The organism is uncultured Methanobrevibacter sp. (genome assembly GCF_937881195.1).
Classification (GTDB): domain Archaea; phylum Methanobacteriota; class Methanobacteria; order Methanobacteriales; family Methanobacteriaceae; genus Methanobinarius.
The window spans coordinates 36,345-53,050 of the sequence record NZ_CALGFC010000073.1 but is presented as its reverse complement, the minus strand read 5'-3'; the positions used below and the strand labels follow the sequence as shown (position 1 = coordinate 53,050).

Here is a 16,706-nt window from a genome sequence, read left to right as displayed (position 1 = left end):
ATTATAAAAAATAACTTAAAAATAAGATAAAAAATATTATAAAAAATATTATAAAGAATATTATAGAAATTAGATTAAATCAATGAAAAATATCATATCCCAACACCAATAGCTAAACTTAAAAAGTTTCTAATCCCTGGAGCAAGACCTAATATAAAAATAGCTAGTTTTAATGTTCCAGAAATAGTTTCATCATCGATATATTTGTCAATTAAATAAAGAGAAAGACATATGACAATGATCTTCAATGGAAACATAGTAATTGCTGTTCCAGAAATATTGTATATTGAACTAGGAATTACATGTTGTTCAAAATAGCCATAATAATCAACAGCAATAAAAGTAGAAGATGCATCGAAAAGATGAGCAGATATGATTGATAGATTTATTTTACCATTATAAGAATTAAAATTAAAAAGACTCCAAAATTTACCAATTAATAAAAAAATAAAAGTCATGAATGCCCAGACCATAATAACCTGACTAAAAGCTATTAAATTAATATCTGGAATATTAATCAAACTAATAATAGCTAAAATAAAACCAATTGAAAAAATTGTATATCTAAAGTCAATATTTTTCTTATTTTGGATTAAAATCCCCAAAAGAAGAGAAAGTATTGCAATACCTCCTACAATAAAATAAATCCCAGGAGTTATCAGAAACCAACTATAGGGATAAACGCCATTGTCAACTAAAGCTCTTACTGAAGAACCAAGAAAAATAAATGGTATTAAAGGAAAAATGAGATCGGTTGGATTTATATTATAATGCTTAAAAATTTTAATTATTCCAAAAATAGCAAAAACTAATATTATACCATAAATAAGTGTATTAAATATTGTATATCCTGAAAAAAAATAACTAGATAAAAAATTAGTAATTGATACTTGAAACGACATTTTAACCCTTCTTATTTTTAATAAATATTCTCATTTTTAATAAAAATAAACATAATAATACTTAAATATTAAAATAATTAATCTTAAACTTTTTAAATAGAAAAATAATTAACCAACTATTAATAAATTCTTCTTATTTTTTTGTTAAATACTTCTTTAGCTATTAAATAATTAGGTGTTCTACTACCTTTAGCTATAGTTTTTCTTGATCTTATAGCTTCAATTACATCATCAACAGTAGGTTCTAAATCAATATCAAAAAGTTCAGTATAGCAATTACCAATTGATTCAATGAAGTGTGAATCACTAGACCCTATTTTAGCTAAGTTGTATTTATTAGCTAATTTATTTGCCCTATAATTAGAATAACCAACAATATATCTTGCATTCAGAACTTCAACACCATCAATTAGACATTTATTATTTAATTTTTCTTTCACTAATTTTTTAACATTCTTCCGATTATTAAAAAATAATCCCTTCCTATAAGATGAAAAAGGATGAGGAACTATAGCTAATCCCCCTTCATCATGAATCTTTTCTACTGTTTCTTCAGGATTTAAACCTTTTAAAATAGGTGTTTCAATACCAAAACCAAGAATATGGCCATCAGACGAGCTTATCTCAATAGATGGAACTACAAGAAGGTTTTTGATATTTTTTGATAAACTAATAGCAGATTTTGACCCTTTAATCGAATTATGATCACTAATCGCTATAACATCTAAACCAATATGTAAAGCTCTTTTAATTATCTCTCTAGGACTAGATCTTGCATCTCCTGAATAACAACTATGAATATGAGGATCCAACTTCATGATAAAAAAATCTCCAAAAAATACATTATAACAAATAAATAATAAAAATATATATTAAAAGCCTATTGAAATTTAAAATAATTGATGAATTATAATATAAACGAAGGAATAATAACCTAATCAACTAAAAAATCTAATCAACCAAATAATCCAATCAACCAAATAATCTAGTTAATTAATAATCAAAGAAAACTATGAATCATTTTCAATATATTCTGTAGCGTTTATAAGACCAACCGGCCCAGTCATCATAACATCTCCACCAGGAGAAGCATTATAATAATCTAAATTTGTTTTTTTAATAATTCCTCTCTTTGGCCCAGTAACCACAACTTTTTCAAGATTTGAGATTCCATTGATTACATGAGCACCATGTCCATTATCTTCATGAATTTCTTTATGTGTTATAGTCCCTTCAACAAGCTTTTTAACAAGCTTTTCTATTTTTTCTGGAGATAGATTAGAAGTATGATGTTCAAAGACCCCTTGAATCTTTCCATCCTCAATAGAAGCAGCCATAGTATGGCCATTACCGATGTCCATCACTACAAAACTATTTAAATCAGAAATTTCAGGATCAAAACAAGCTCCACAAATAGAAGCAAATTTAGAATCCATAATAATTGGGTTTAATCCTTCAAGAGATTTTTCAATAGCTTTCATCCGAGAGAAATATTCTGGGACATTTCCTAAGAAAGCTAACTCTTCAACTGCCATAGGATGTTTTAATCTTTCCCTAATTTTCTCAAATCTAAAATCTCTATCACCCATCTCATCACTAAACCCATGATCTTGAGCAGCAACCGCAATTTTATTAAAAGAAAAATTTATATCATAATCAGAAATTGTTGAAATTATTTTTTCAATATTAACATCTATTAAAGATATTTTAAAATAATTAGAGTATTTTGAATCTTTTGAGAAGCTACCTTTATCAACAAGTTCAACACCCAAATCCTTAACTATTTTTAAATCATCTTTTATAGTCCTAGCTGGTTCTTTTTCCATTGCTACTTTATACCCCTTGTCCATATGTGAGACAATAGCAGATTTAATCTTTCCTCCCCCCATTATGGTTCCATCAAAATAAATATTGTTTCCTTTAATTGTTTGTTCCTTAATTTTTTCAACAATTATGACAGGAGGAGAAGGTAGGACTAATTTTATAGAATTTTCAAGCTCTTTTTCAGTATCATAAAATAATATATCTTGAGTTCCTGCACCAATATCTATTGCTAAAATTTTCATAAAAATAGTTGTATTTAAAAATATTTAAAAGTATTTAAAAGTATAAAAATATTAAAAAGATTAGAAATTATAAAAATAATAAAAAAATTTAATAAAAAACATCAAATTATAATGAAAATCTATTAGAAAAATAATCAAAAGAAAAAAGCATATTTCATATTTATAGCTAATAATTTAATATAAATAATAAAACAAATATATAATTATACTTAATTTATATAAGCTAATGATAATTGAATAAATTGTTAATAAATAAAACTAATTTAAATAAAACCAATTTAATTGAAATAAATATAATTATTTTTTAAATTATTGAAAGATTAATAATTATCATTATTTAATAATTTTATTATATAAATAATAAATTAATAGATATATTAATAAATCTGAAAAATATATGACAATTTAATAAAAAATGATTTTACTATGATAAATCGGTGATGTAATGAGTAACAGGCTAGCCAGAGGAAGTATTTTAATTTTAATAGGCAATATAATCTTTCGTGTTGGAGGATTTATCTATAGGTTCTTAATGGGTCAACTTTTAGGGCCGTCTTCTTATGGGATATTAAGTTACACATTACAATTTCAGGGAATTCTTCAAGTATTATCTGCAGGAGGATTACCTCCAGCTATAGCAAAATATGTGGCAGAGTTTACAGCTGTTGATGAAAAAGCTTTAGCAAGGCAAACGATATACACTTCGTTAAAGATGATGCTATTTTTGGGAATTTTATTTGGATTCTTAATGGTATTTTTTATAGCTCCATATTTAGCAGCATTAAATCCTAAAATGCCAGGTTTATTATACCCATTACAAGCAGTAGGTTTTATAGTTCCATTTAGTGTTATTGTAGGTGCATTTAGAGGTGCATTCCAAGGCGTAATAAAGATGGAATATATATTAGCTACAAGAGCTACAGAACAAATTTTCATGATAGTTTTTGCTACATTGTTAGTTTTATTAGGATACTCTGCTTTTGGAGCAGTTATGGGTTCAGTAATAGGATTTATAGCTTCAGCCGTATTATCCATAATTATATTTCAAAAATATATGTGGAAATATGTTCCAAAGCCAGAAGTCGAATATAAATTTTCAGTACTTGAAGAACTCAAATTAGCTAAAAAAATGATATTTTTTGCAGTGCCAGTTACTATAACTGCATTAGCAGAAATGTTAATTTTTGCAATATCCACATTTGTTATAGGTAAAATATTAGGAGCCACCTTTACAGGTTATTTCGGTGCAGCAGACCCGATATCTAGGTTTCCATTAATAATTTCAACTTCACTTGCAACAACAATATTGCCAGCAGTTTCAGCAGCGTTTAGTACTAAAAATCAAAATTTACTCAGTAAATATGTTTCACAATCTTATAAATATTCAATGGTGATTGTCATACCAATGTGTATTGGAATATCTCTTTTTTCAACACCAATACTTCAAATTACTTTTCCAAGATTTTTAGATGCTGCTCCAGCATTAAGTATTCTTGTTATAGGAATGACATTTTATTCATTGTTTGCGATTTCTTCAAGTATTGTTCAAGGAATTGGAAACCCAAGAATCCCAATGTATGTTTTAGTAGTAGGTGCTATTGCAACATTTGTTCTTAATTGGTTAATAGTCCCAATATATGGAATTGTTGGCGGAGCTCTTGCAACTACAATAGCTTGTTTTTTAATTATGATACCTATATTAAAATTGAGTTTTAATTTAACAAATACAAAGGCACCTATTTCTTTTATTGGAAAAGTTATTATTGCTTCCTTACTAATGGGTTTAATTATTTTAATTATTCCAAATACAATACTCGGATTAATATTAGGAATGATTATTTGCCCAATAATATATTTAATATTTTTAATTGTATTGAGATCTTTCAAAGAAGAAGATTTAATTGCTGCTCGTAAGTTTTCACATAAATTTGGTCCAGCAACCAAAATTATAAACAAAATTTTAGAAATAGTTGAAAGATTTATATAATATTAAAATAGTTTATAAAAATTCATTGTAAAATTTAAAAATGAATATTTTAGATTAATATAATTTTAAACTATTTATTTTAAAATTAAATGATAAAAATAGAAAAACAATCCTAACTATATAAAATTAATATTAAAAAATAATATTTAGAAAATAAAATATTTAAAAAATAATATTTAAAAAATAATAATATTAATGATGTTTTAAAAATTAAAAATAATTATAAAAATTAATATTAAAAGTTAATATTAAAAATTTATATTAAAAATTTATATTAAAAATATTAAAATGAATTATGTTTTAAAAAATTAAAAATCGAAAAATTAACATGATCATTATTAAAATAATATATAAGAAATTTTTAGTCTTTTTTATTATTTTATATGAGAAATTTTATTCCTTTTTATTGTTTAAAAACTCAACAAATCTTTTTAAAGTTTTATTTAAAGTTTTAAATCCATATTCATCTTTTTTAACACCTTCTAGTGTATCTTGTGACCAAAAAGTAGCTCCAAGATTGGCTCCAAAAGGACCTCCACTTACAGGAATTATGCCACTTAATATATAGTATGTGTTAATTTGTTGAATAGCTAATTCTTGACCTCCAGACCTATCTCCTCCAACTGCAATTGACATTCCAATTTTACCTTTAAGTAAATTAACATTTTCAGCACCTAAAGCTCTACATCTATCCATCACTGCTTTAATTTGAGATGAAATTGATCCATTATACATAGGACTGGCAAGTATAATACCATCCGCTTTTCTAAGCAAATCATAAACTTCGAACATATCATCTTTCATCACACATTCTTTCTTTTTTAAGCAATAATCACAATGCCTGCAAGGATTTATTTCTTTACCTCTTATAGTAAACATTTGAGTATCAAAACCTTGATCTTCTAAACTCTCCAAAGAGTTATTAAGGACATATTCAGTAGCTTTTTTTCTTGGACTTCCACAAATTCCCACAATAAACATGTATAAACTCTCCTAAAACAATAAATCATTTAATAACAATATATAAAGACACTTAATAAAAATTTTATCTAATAAAAGTTTTAAACAAATTAATAGAAACCAAGCTAATTTGTTTTAATATATTAATAAATGTCTTAAAGTTCAAATTATATCCAAACTTACAATAATATTAATATTATTATTTTTATTATAAATAATTTTATTGTAAATTCACTTATTCATATTATAGTGAAAAACAATGTATACAAAATAATAACAAGGAAATAATTAATATAATATACTATAACATATAAAATATAATAAAATAATAATATAAATAATAGATAATATAATAACAGCGAAACATATAAGATTATATATCATTTTGACAATTTACTAAAGTTGTTAGATATTATTTTAAAATTTAATATTGAGGATTCTTATGGAATTTATAAGAGCTATAGTGAAAAAATATTCTAGAGAATATAGTAGAACTCTAAAAAGTGGTAGAAAAAAGAAATACCGTACAGAACAAGTTCAAATAACTGTTCCTAAAGAAGATAATATATTTAAAGATGACGAAACAGTCTTAATAATCCCATCAAAATATTTAAAAGAAATAGAAAACTATTCTGATAAAATAAATATTTTAAAAGAAGAAAAAAGTAAATTAGAAGAATCAAATCAGAAATTAAAATCTACAATAGAAAAAAATAACTCTACAATATATAATTTTGAAAATAATATGGAAAAATTAAAAATAATAAATAGCTCACTTGAAAAAAAACTTGATGATAGTTCTAATGAAAGAAAAAAATTAGAAAAATGTCTTGAAAAACATGTTACCAAGATTGAAAAAAAAGACACGAATAATATAGAGAATTATAAAAATTCAGAACATCTTAATTATTTAGATAAATCATCAACTTTAGAAAAAGATAGCATTATAGCTATTTTAAAAGATGATCAAAAAAATCTAAAAGAAGAAAATAAAGATCTAAAAAAGGATAAAAAATATCTAAAAGAAAAAGTAGAATTTTTAGATTCTTATATTCAAGATTTAAAAAATAACTTAAAAAATTTAGAAGATTCTCAAAAAAGAGAATTGTATAATCTTCAAAAAGATTATGAAAGATTAAATAATAGATATGAAAACAAAGAAATTTCTTTAAAAGAAATAGAAAAATCAGAAAATTATTATAAAAATCTATCTAAAAAACTAAAAGAATTTATTTTAAAATCATATTAGATTAACTTTAAATTCATATTAGTTGAAAAATTTAGATTATTAAATAAAAAAAATTAAATTAAATACTTATTAAAATAAAAAAAGGTTATTAGAGAATTTAAACAGCATCTTCTCCTTTTTCACCAGTCCTTATTCTTATAACCTCTTCAACATCAGAAATAAATATTTTTCCATCCCCTATTTCACCTGTTCGGGAACTTTTGATAATTGCATCTAAAACATTATCCACTTGATTATCATTAACTACTATTTCTATTCTTGTTTTTGGAAGAAATTCTATACAATATTGATGTCCCCTATAATATTCTTTTAAACCTCTTTGTCTCCCTTTTCCTTTAACTTCAGATAAATTCATACCTTGACAACCAACTTCTACAAGGGCATTTTTAACATCCTCTAATTTTTCTTGGCGAATAATAGCTAAAATTTTTTTCATATCAAAACCTCTAAAATTGTTATAAATAGCATATATAGCAACTATAAAATATATCGTAAGAAATATACTCTTAAATAATATTATAAAAATATCATTCAAAAAATACATTATAAAAATACATTATAAAAACATGCTGTAAAAAATATATTATAAAAATATATTGTAAAAAATATATTATTAAAAACCTATTATGAAAAATATATTGTAAAGAATATATTATTAAAATATATAATATGCGAAATATATTATGAAAAGTTATTTTTACCATTCATTACATAATTTCGTTCATTACATGATTTTATTTAATTTTTAATTTTTGCTAATATATACTTTACTTAAAATTCCTAAATATGTTGCTATTACAACCTATAACCAGATTCTTCATGAATATGAGTATCTAAACCTTCTGTTTCTTCTTTATCAGAAACTCTAAGGCCGATAGTCCAATCAATAATTTTACCTATGATAAATGTTACAACAAATGCATAAGCTATTGTAGAAACAGTTGCAATTAATTGAATTAAAAGTTGATTTGCATTTCCTTCTATTAAACCAGAAACACCACCAATAGCTACTACTGCAAAAATTCCTGTAGCAATAGTGCCCCAAATACCGGCTATTCCATGTATTCCAAAAACATCCAAGGAATCATCATAGTCAAATCTTGGTTTAATATAACTAATCGCTATATAAGACAATATTGCTGCAAAAAATCCTATTACAACCGCACCATCAACATTTACAAATCCAGCAGCAGGAGTCATTGCTACAAGTGCAGATATAGCTCCAGAAAGCGCTCCAAGTACTGTTGGTTTTCCTTCTCTCCAAATATCTATACAAACCCATGTTAAAAGCCCTACAGCAGCCCCTAAATTACTAACTAATAATGCAGATGCTGCAAGTCCACCAGCAGTTAATGCAGATCCTCCATTAAAACCTAACCATCCAAACCATAAAAATCCTGCACCTAATACAGTGTATCCTAAGTTATGAGGTAAAAGAGTTCTATCCTTTCTTTTTCCAATTACAAGTGCTATTGCTAATGCAGATAAACCAGAACATATTTCGACTACTGTTCCTCCAGCGAAGTCAATGACTCCCATATCCATTAGCCATCCACCACCCCAAACCCAGTGGGTGATTGGGATATATACTCCGATTGTCCAAAGAACAACAAAAACAACCCATGCTGAAAATTTCATTCTTCCAACTATAGCTCCTGAAATAAGAGCTGCTGTTAACCCAGCGAAAGTTAATTGAAATGCAATATAAACATAAGTAGGTATTGTACCAGTTACTGAATTGATTCCCACATTATGTAACATAATACTTGTAGGATAACCAATAAAACCCGAAATAGAATTTCCAAACCCAAGTTCATAACCAAAAGCTATCCAAATTATTGTTACAATTGAAAATGCAATTAAAGTTAAAAACATAGTATTTAAAACATTTTTCTTTTTAGCTAGACCACCATAAAAAAAAGCTATCCCAGGGATACTCATTAAAAGTACTAAAATAGTTGATATGAGGACCCATGACGTGTCCCCAGCATTTAGTATTCCTTCCATAAAAAAACCTCACATATAAACTTAATTATCTAAAAAATCTTTATTTTAATTATAAAATCCTCAATAAAAGTAATATAACCTTATAACAATAAGATATATTTTTGATATAAGGATAACGGAAACCTTATACCTACACCTATATTCTTTTTGGAGTATATAATATTTATTATAATTCATTGAATTGAGTTTAATAGTGATAAAATAGGAAATATATTGTAATTTGTACAATAAATCACAGGATTAATAGAAAAGTTAAAGAAATACTATTCAAAATAACAAAAAAAATGAAATTTAGTATTAAATTAACTATCATTATTAAAAATTATTATAACAATTAAAAAAATACCAAATAAACAATAAATATGATAGAAATAATCTCAAAACAGTCCAAAAAAGATATAAAAATGGAAAAGATTATTAAACTAAAAAAAATATATTTAAAAGAATAAAAAGAAAATTAAAACTATTAAAAAAGATTAAATCAATTAAAAGGTTATAAAAATTAAAAAAAATAAAATTAGGTTAATAAAAAATAAAATAAAAAAATAATTGATTAATAGATACAGTTAAAAAGAAAAAAAATCCTATAAACATAAATTATTTTATAAAAATAATAAAAATAAAAATTTGAACAATTTATATTTTAACAATTTATAAATTGAATAAATTTAAACAAAATTTAAATTATTAATTAAATTATTAAATTATATTTAAATTATATTTAAATTTTCCATAAATACTTTTTTAAAACAATTAATCTATCTTATCAGAAGGTAAATCATTAGAAAGATACTTGTCGTAACCTAGAAGATCAAGTAAACCATGGCCAGATAAATTGAAAACAATTGTTTTTTCTTCTCCAGTTTCCTTGCATTTTTTAGCTTCATCAATAGCAACTTTAATTGCGTGAGTAGATTCTGGTGCAGGAACAATACCTTCAGATTTAGCAAACAAAACACCGGCATCAAAAACTTCATTCTGATTAGCAGATCTCGCTTCAATAAAGCCTTCTTTCTTAAGTAAAGAAACTTGAGGAGACATTCCATGGTATCTAAGCCCTCCAGCATGTACAGAAGGAGCTACAAAGTCATGTCCTAAAGTGAACATTTTAATAAGGGGAGTTAAACCATTAGTATCTCCAAAATCAAAGTCATATCTTCCTTTAGTCAAAGTAGGGCAAGAACTAGGTTCAACACCTATGAACTTACAATTACTATTACCATCAATTTTATCCTTAATGAAAGGGAATGTAAATCCTGCAAAATTACTTCCACCACCAACACAGCCAATCATTACATCAGGAACTTCTTCAGCAATTTCCAATTGAGTTTTAACTTCCTGACCTATAACTGTTTGGTGTAACATTACATGATTTAAAGCACTGCCAATAGAATAATAAGCATGCTCATTAGATAAAGCATCTTCAATAGCTTCAGATATAGCTATTCCAAGAGAACCTGGATGATCTGGATTTTCAGCTAAAGTTTTTCTACCAGCTTCAGTATATTTACTTGGAGAAGCATGGACTTCACCACCATAAATACCCATAATAACTTTTCTGAATGGTTTTTGATCAAAAGAAACTTTAACCATATAAACAGTACAATCCAAGTCAACCTGAGAGCAAGCTAAAGATAAAGCAGTTCCCCATTGTCCTGCCCCAGTTTCTGTGGTTAATCTTTCAATTCCATCTTTTTTTGCATAATAAGCTTGTGGAATAGCGCTATTCAATTTATGACTACCTGTTGGAGAAGAATCTTCTCTTTTGAAATAAATCTTAGCAGGAGTATTTAGTTTATCTTCTAGACCTTTGGCCCTAAATAAAGGACTTGGTCTTCCCATTCTCATATATAATTCTCTAACTTCATTTGGAATTTTAATATATCTCTCAGTTGAAAATTCTTGTTCAAGAACCCCTTTTGAAAATATTTTAGGAAGAGATTCAACCTGTTTTTTACCTTCACTATTTTTTGGAGGAGGTATTTCTGAAGGAAGATCTGCATTAATATTATACCATTTATTTGGAACCTCATCGGAAGATAATTCTATTTTATACATATATTCACCTTTCTATCAATTTTTAATATTATAAATACTTTTTAATCACACAAATATTTAATATAAATTTTAGACATTAAATTTTAACATATTTTTAGACATAATTCATTAAAATTTTAACATATTTTATATATATTTATTAAATTTTAATTTTTTATCATATAATAATTTTATTGTAAATTATAATTAATTATATTTAATATTTGATTTTTGATTAAATATTTTAGATATATTAAAATTATATATAGTACTACTTAAACCTTTGTTGTACAATTTTGTACATTATAATATTATTATAAATTTAAAGTATCAAATAAATTTCAAATTACTTTATTAATTTTCATTACTCTTTATTATTTCTTAAAAGGAATTAAAATGAAAATAATGCAATTATTTAAAAGTAATTAAAATAAATGGTAAAGAAAAATAGTAGAAATATTAAAATAATAAAAATAAGTGCTAAAATAATAAAATATTAAAAATAATAGCATATTATAGATAAGAAATTATTAATAATAATTGAAGGATATTTTTAAAATATAAAGATATTAATAAATATTAAATATATATAAACAACATATAATTTAAATAATTAAAATTAAACTTAGGTTAATAGAGAGGATATTAATGACAAAAGTCAAAGCGGGAGTAGAGTATAAAATAAGTGTTGGAGACAAAAATTTCCTTCTTAATGAAAAGAAATTTAATCTACTAAACTATATAAATGCCACAGAATCCATAACAGAGGCAGCTAAATTAACAAAGATTTCATATAGGACATCTCTTAATTATATAGAAAAAATAGAATCTTCATTAGAAATAGCAGTTGTTTCAACTAGTAAAGGTGGTAAAGGAGGAGGAGGTAGCGCAAAATTAACTTCAGAAGGGAGACTAATCCTTAAAGAATGTAAAAAAATTAATGCTATTATGGAACTTCACAAAGAAGTAAATGAGATTGAAGCCAAAGTGATTTCTGTAAACAAAGAAAAACAAGTAATGACAATCGAAATGAAAGATTTGGATATGACAATCCCATTAAATGAAAAATATAGTGTCGGAGATAAAATATTAGCATTGATAAGCTATGATAACATATTTATAATGTTAGAACAGCAAGAATCAAGTGTTAGGAATATATTGAAAGGAAAAATTGTTGAAATTAGCCTTAGTGGTGAGATGATAAGAGTAAAAGCAGATATTGGAGGAATTTATCTATATTCTAATATCACTCGTTCAGCAGAAGAAAATCTCAAACTAAGATTAGGAAAAGAAATTTATCTTGGATTTAAAGCTGTTTCAATAGCAACATTGAAAATTTAATAATAAGTCCAAAAAGAATATTCAATAATCTTTTAGATTTAATCAATCCTGCATAAATTTATTTATATCGCAATTTTATTTGTATTATAAAATAGTTTATTATATATTAGTTTATTATAAATTTTATTATAGAGTAGTTTCTATTATAGCTTAGTTTATTATAGACTAGTTTATTATAAATTTTATTATAGGTAGTTTCTATTATAGATTTATTTATGATTTATAAAATTCTTTTAAGTTATAAATGTTATCATAATTGATAAAATCAATTTTACCCCTAAACATCGGTTGTGAGGTGTTTTTATTTTAAAAATATTAGTTGATAAAGACAAATGTACTGGTTGTGGAGAATGTAAGGAAATATGCCCTAAAGGTCAAAAAATCTGGAAAATAAACAAAACAGCCCATGCAGACAATCTCCAATATTGTCATGTATGTACAATATGTGCATCAAAATGTCCAGAAGGGGCAATAACTGTCATGAGAAATGCTCCTGATGAAGAAGAAGAAATAAACCGGCTCAAAAAAGCAAAATCTGAAAAAGGTAAATTAGATATTTAAGAATACTTTTGAATTAATTAAATTATGTGATAAGTGTTTAAAATGGAAAAGAAGAGAATAGCAAAAGTTTCAAGAAAAACATCTGAAACAGATATAAATATAGAAATAAATTTAGATGGTAATGGAAAGTATAATATTAATACAGGGATAAATTTTTTTAATCATATGCTAGAATCATTTTCAAAACATAGTTTAATTGATTTAAATATCAAAGCTATAGGTGACATAAAAATTGATGATCATCATACTGTAGAAGATGTTGGAATTTTACTTGGAGAAGGTTTTTTAGAAGCAATTGATGATAAAAAAGGAATAAAAAGAATGTCTCATGCTATGGTACCTATGGATGACTCTTTAGCAATAGTAGCTGTCGATATTAGTGGACGTAGCTATTTGAAGACTGATTTTTCATTTAATAATGATAAAATTGGAGATATGACTAGTGATACAATAACTCATTTTTTTGAATCATTTGCAAGTTCAGGGAAAGTGAATTTAAATATATCTGCTACTGGATCAAATGATCATCATAAAGCCGAAGCAATTTTCAAAGCATTTGCAAAATCACTTCAAGATGCTTGTAAGATTGAACATGATACGATACCAAGCACAAAAGGAACACTATAATTAAAAAAACTTAAAAAAACTTAAAAAAAGATGATTACATGATATATAAATAATATACTCTTTTTCATACTATTTTTTATATTTTAGATTTAACCATATTTACTTAATATCCAAGAAACTTTAATTAAATATTAAAAAAATAGCCAATTAGACTTTAATTTAGAAATTATATATGTTAAAAGGTTATATTTTGTATAATGTGGAGAAAAAAAGTAAAATATTTTAAAAGTAGCAATATAACAAATATATAAATAAAAATAAATGTTGCCGTTTGAAAAAACGGCTTTATAAAAAAAATAGTACTTATGGTTTATCCATTAAAGGAATCTTACAACAAGTTACTCCATCACCCATATGAGGTGTTCTTACAACGGTATCATTAGATTTTTCAATTTCCCTTGCTTCGGTAGCTAATTTAGCTGCTGCAGCTAACATTTCATGAGCAGAAGCTACAATAGGTATATATTTATCACAATCTTGTACCATGAAACATCCTTCAACATCTATGTCTGCTACTTTTGTAGCTATGTCGTATGCTGCCATTGCTTTTGCTTTTGCATATGGGCTTGTGAATTGAGCTGCTTCAATTGCTTTGTCTCTTGTTAAAACAACTTTTGGCAATTCAGGGACATTTCCTGCTTCACATTCTTCTACCATTTTGTCGATTGTGTCTTGAACTACTCTGTAAGCTCCTGTTAGAGCTAATACTTTGATTACATCTGAGTTAAAAGATGCCATTTCTGTTGGATCTAAGAATTCTCTTCTTGCTCCTATCATTGGGTCTGCTTTAACTATTATGTATCCTAAGCCTTGTTCGTCCATTTCGTCTTTTGCTCTTAATCCTGGGGCATCACCGATAATTAATGCAGGTTTATCTCCAGCAGATAAGATTTCTCTTGCTTTAGCTGGTCCTGGTGCACCAGGGTTGGGGCTAATGAAAATCACAAAGTCAGGGTCGAAATCGTTTATTTTCGGAGTTACTTCTTCTACTTGTTCTGGGTTCATTTTAGCTCCAGAACCGACAACCCTAACATCGATATTAGGTCTATCTGCACGTTCATCGAGTAATAAATCTAATACTGGTGAGGTACCAATATTACCACTTTTAATTATTCCAATTTTGACAACCATTTTATCACCAATTTTTTATTTATTGTTTATTAATAAGTACTTTATGTTTTGATTTGGACCATTAAATTTATATATTAGTAATGCAAACTTAAAAAAAATAAAGTAAAATTTAGATAAAAGAATAAATAAGCAGATTGAATAATTTAAAGAAGTTATATTTGATTAAAAAAGCATGATTCCTAATTAAAATAGTTTTTAAGAATAATACTATTAAATGAAAATAACTAAAAAAATAATACTAACAAATAACAACAAAATTGAAGAATAATAATTAAAAAAAAATATTAGGAAAAATAATCTTAAAATGATTTTTTAATAAGTAATTAATAAACTTGATAAAAAATCACTTTTAAAATATCCTATATTTCGAGTATATTATTTGTAAAGTTATGTGCAAAATTTGGACAAGAACAAGCATGAAGATGAAGATAATTAGCTAAAGTATTTCCTACTGATATTCCATCCTGATTATTAATAATTCCTCTGCCTCTTTGAATTTCCAAATCAAATTTAATATTATTTATCTCATCTTTTTTTAAATCAAGTTTAGTATAATGAAATTCATGACCCCTAAAAATATCTCCTTTTTTAGAAATAAGACTATCTTCATTTGACTTAGCTATTACATAACTAAGACCTTGAACTTTATCAGTCATCTTAGAAGGATAAGGTAAAACATTACACATTTTAATATCATCTATTGATTTAGAAAGGTATAATAAACCACCACATTCTCCATATATAGGGTTATTATCTTTATGAAACTTATTAATAGATGCTCTCATAGATTCATTAGATTCAAGCTCTTTTGCAAAAATTTCAGGATAACCTCCACCAAGATATAAAGCATCTGCATCAGGAAGTTTTTCATCTTTATAAGGACTGAAAAAAATTAATTTTGCATTATTATCCTCTAAACTTTCAAAATTTTCAGTATAGTAAAAATTAAAAACTTCATCAAAAGCTACTGCAATTTTAGTCTTTTTTTTATTTTTAGAAGCCCAAAGTTCAGTTTTAGTATCTGTTTTAATTTTTGAATTTGATTTTGCTATGTTTTTTAAACAATCTAAATCTATATTCTCTTTAACAACTTCGGCCCATTTTTTAATATCATTTTCTATCCTTTCTTTTTCAAGTGCTGGAACCAATCCTAAATGTCTTTCTTTAACTTTTAAGTCATCATCTCTAGGTATTCCACCAATTACTTTTGTGTTTGAAAGTTTTTCAATAGCTTCTTTAGCTTTAAGATAATGTCTCTTACCTTTAACCTTATTGAGGATTACTCCTTCAATTTTTACATCTGGATCAAGAGATTTGAATCCCAAAACTACTGCAGCTGCACTTTTAACAAGACTTCTTGCATTTAAAATAAGTATTACTGGGGCATCAAGAGCTTTAGCTATTGATGCAGTGTTTCCAACGTCGCCAGTGGGGCTAATACCTTCATAAAGACCTCTTACACCTTCTATAACTCCAATTTCTGCATTTGAACTTTTTAAACTTCTTACAAATGAACTCCTAATTTGATCTTCATCCATGAAAAAAGAATCAAGATTTCTAGGAGGATTATTTGTAGCCATAGAATGATAAGAAGGATCAATATAATCAGGACCGACTTTAAAAGGTTGAACATTCAATTCATCCGATAATGCTTTCATTATTCCTGTTGAAATAGTTGTTTTACCTACTGCACTACCAGTACCAGCTAATACAATTCTCATAAATATTAATTGTACTTTTGCTTATATATATTTTAACAAAAAATTAGAAGAACTTGGAAAGACAATAAATAAAAATAATAAAATTGAAATCTAAGAAATAAATAAAATATTATTAAT

Annotated in this window: 13 protein-coding genes and 1 pseudogene; 5 read left to right on the top strand and 9 right to left on the bottom strand. The window is 25.6% G+C overall.

Features of this window, described 5'->3' with window-relative positions; translation table 11 throughout:
- Nucleotides 1–92 precede the first annotated feature (92 nt).
- The 3 genes from Q0087_RS09905 to Q0087_RS09895 form a co-directional block, all read right to left on the bottom strand.
- Complete coding sequence (locus Q0087_RS09905) at nt 93–902, bottom strand: DUF63 family protein (protein ID WP_297899996.1); 810 nt, start codon at nt 900–902, stop codon at nt 93–95.
- A 119-nt stretch (nt 903–1,021) separates the two neighbouring features.
- Nucleotides 1,022–1,720 (bottom strand): PHP domain-containing protein, encoded by a 699-nt coding sequence (locus tag Q0087_RS09900; protein ID WP_297899994.1) that lies wholly within the window; start codon nt 1,718–1,720, stop codon nt 1,022–1,024.
- Nucleotides 1,721–1,912: 192 nt separating this feature from the next.
- Nucleotides 1,913–2,968, bottom strand: coding sequence for a DUF1786 domain-containing protein (locus Q0087_RS09895; RefSeq protein ID WP_297899992.1), 1,056 nt, complete (start codon nt 2,966–2,968; stop codon nt 1,913–1,915).
- A gap of 445 nt (nt 2,969–3,413) precedes the next feature.
- Between Q0087_RS09895 and Q0087_RS09890 the strand changes: the two genes are divergently transcribed.
- Complete coding sequence (locus Q0087_RS09890; RefSeq protein ID WP_297899990.1) at nt 3,414–4,955, top strand: flippase; 1,542 nt, start codon at nt 3,414–3,416, stop codon at nt 4,953–4,955.
- A 393-nt stretch (nt 4,956–5,348) separates the two neighbouring features.
- On the opposite strand, the gene Q0087_RS09885 is transcribed toward Q0087_RS09890, so the two are convergent.
- Complete coding sequence (locus Q0087_RS09885; RefSeq protein ID WP_297899988.1) at nt 5,349–5,936, bottom strand: flavodoxin family protein; 588 nt, start codon at nt 5,934–5,936, stop codon at nt 5,349–5,351.
- A 421-nt stretch (nt 5,937–6,357) separates the two neighbouring features.
- Between Q0087_RS09885 and Q0087_RS09880 the strand changes: the two genes are divergently transcribed.
- On the top strand, nt 6,358–7,164 hold the full coding sequence (locus Q0087_RS09880; protein ID WP_297899986.1) for a hypothetical protein: 807 nt from the start codon (nt 6,358–6,360) through the stop codon (nt 7,162–7,164).
- Nucleotides 7,165–7,261: 97 nt separating this feature from the next.
- On the opposite strand, the gene Q0087_RS09875 is transcribed toward Q0087_RS09880, so the two are convergent.
- From Q0087_RS09875 to Q0087_RS09865, 3 genes are all read right to left on the bottom strand, one after another.
- Entirely contained in the window at nt 7,262–7,600 is a 339-nt protein-coding gene (locus tag Q0087_RS09875) for a P-II family nitrogen regulator (RefSeq protein ID WP_297899984.1), read from the bottom strand.
- 359 nt (nt 7,601–7,959) lie between these two features.
- Nucleotides 7,960–9,171: an ammonium transporter gene (locus tag Q0087_RS09870; protein WP_297899982.1), complete on the bottom strand. Its 1,212-nt coding sequence runs from the start codon at nt 9,169–9,171 to the stop codon at nt 7,960–7,962.
- A 753-nt stretch (nt 9,172–9,924) separates the two neighbouring features.
- Nucleotides 9,925–11,229, bottom strand: a complete 1,305-nt coding sequence (locus Q0087_RS09865) for a TrpB-like pyridoxal phosphate-dependent enzyme (RefSeq protein ID WP_297899980.1) — start codon at nt 11,227–11,229, stop codon at nt 9,925–9,927.
- Nucleotides 11,230–11,856: 627 nt separating this feature from the next.
- On the opposite strand from Q0087_RS09865, the gene Q0087_RS09860 reads away from it, so the two are divergent.
- The 3 genes and pseudogenes from Q0087_RS09860 (at nt 11,857) to hisB (ending at nt 13,737) form a co-directional block, all read left to right on the top strand.
- Nucleotides 11,857–12,549 carry a TOBE domain-containing protein gene (locus Q0087_RS09860; protein WP_297899978.1) on the top strand — a complete coding sequence of 231 codons (693 nt, stop codon included), beginning with the start codon at nt 11,857–11,859 and terminating at the stop codon, nt 12,547–12,549.
- Between the two features lie 303 nt (nt 12,550–12,852).
- Nucleotides 12,853–12,963 (top strand): annotated as a pseudogene (locus tag Q0087_RS09855) (4Fe-4S binding protein); the annotation flags it as partial.
- A 189-nt stretch (nt 12,964–13,152) separates the two neighbouring features.
- Nucleotides 13,153–13,737 (top strand): imidazoleglycerol-phosphate dehydratase HisB, encoded by a 585-nt coding sequence (gene hisB, locus Q0087_RS09850; protein ID WP_297899976.1) that lies wholly within the window; start codon nt 13,153–13,155, stop codon nt 13,735–13,737.
- Between the two features lie 303 nt (nt 13,738–14,040).
- Here hisB and Q0087_RS09845 read toward each other — a convergent pair whose 3' ends face one another.
- Together Q0087_RS09845 and cfbB are read right to left on the bottom strand one after the other, a co-directional pair.
- On the bottom strand, nt 14,041–14,868 hold the full coding sequence (locus Q0087_RS09845) for a F420-dependent methylenetetrahydromethanopterin dehydrogenase (RefSeq protein ID WP_297899974.1): 828 nt from the start codon (nt 14,866–14,868) through the stop codon (nt 14,041–14,043).
- A gap of 359 nt (nt 14,869–15,227) precedes the next feature.
- A complete protein-coding gene (gene cfbB / locus Q0087_RS09840; protein ID WP_297899972.1) occupies nt 15,228–16,589 on the bottom strand; it encodes a Ni-sirohydrochlorin a,c-diamide synthase in 1,362 nt (453 codons plus the stop codon).
- Nucleotides 16,590–16,706 lie beyond the last annotated feature (117 nt).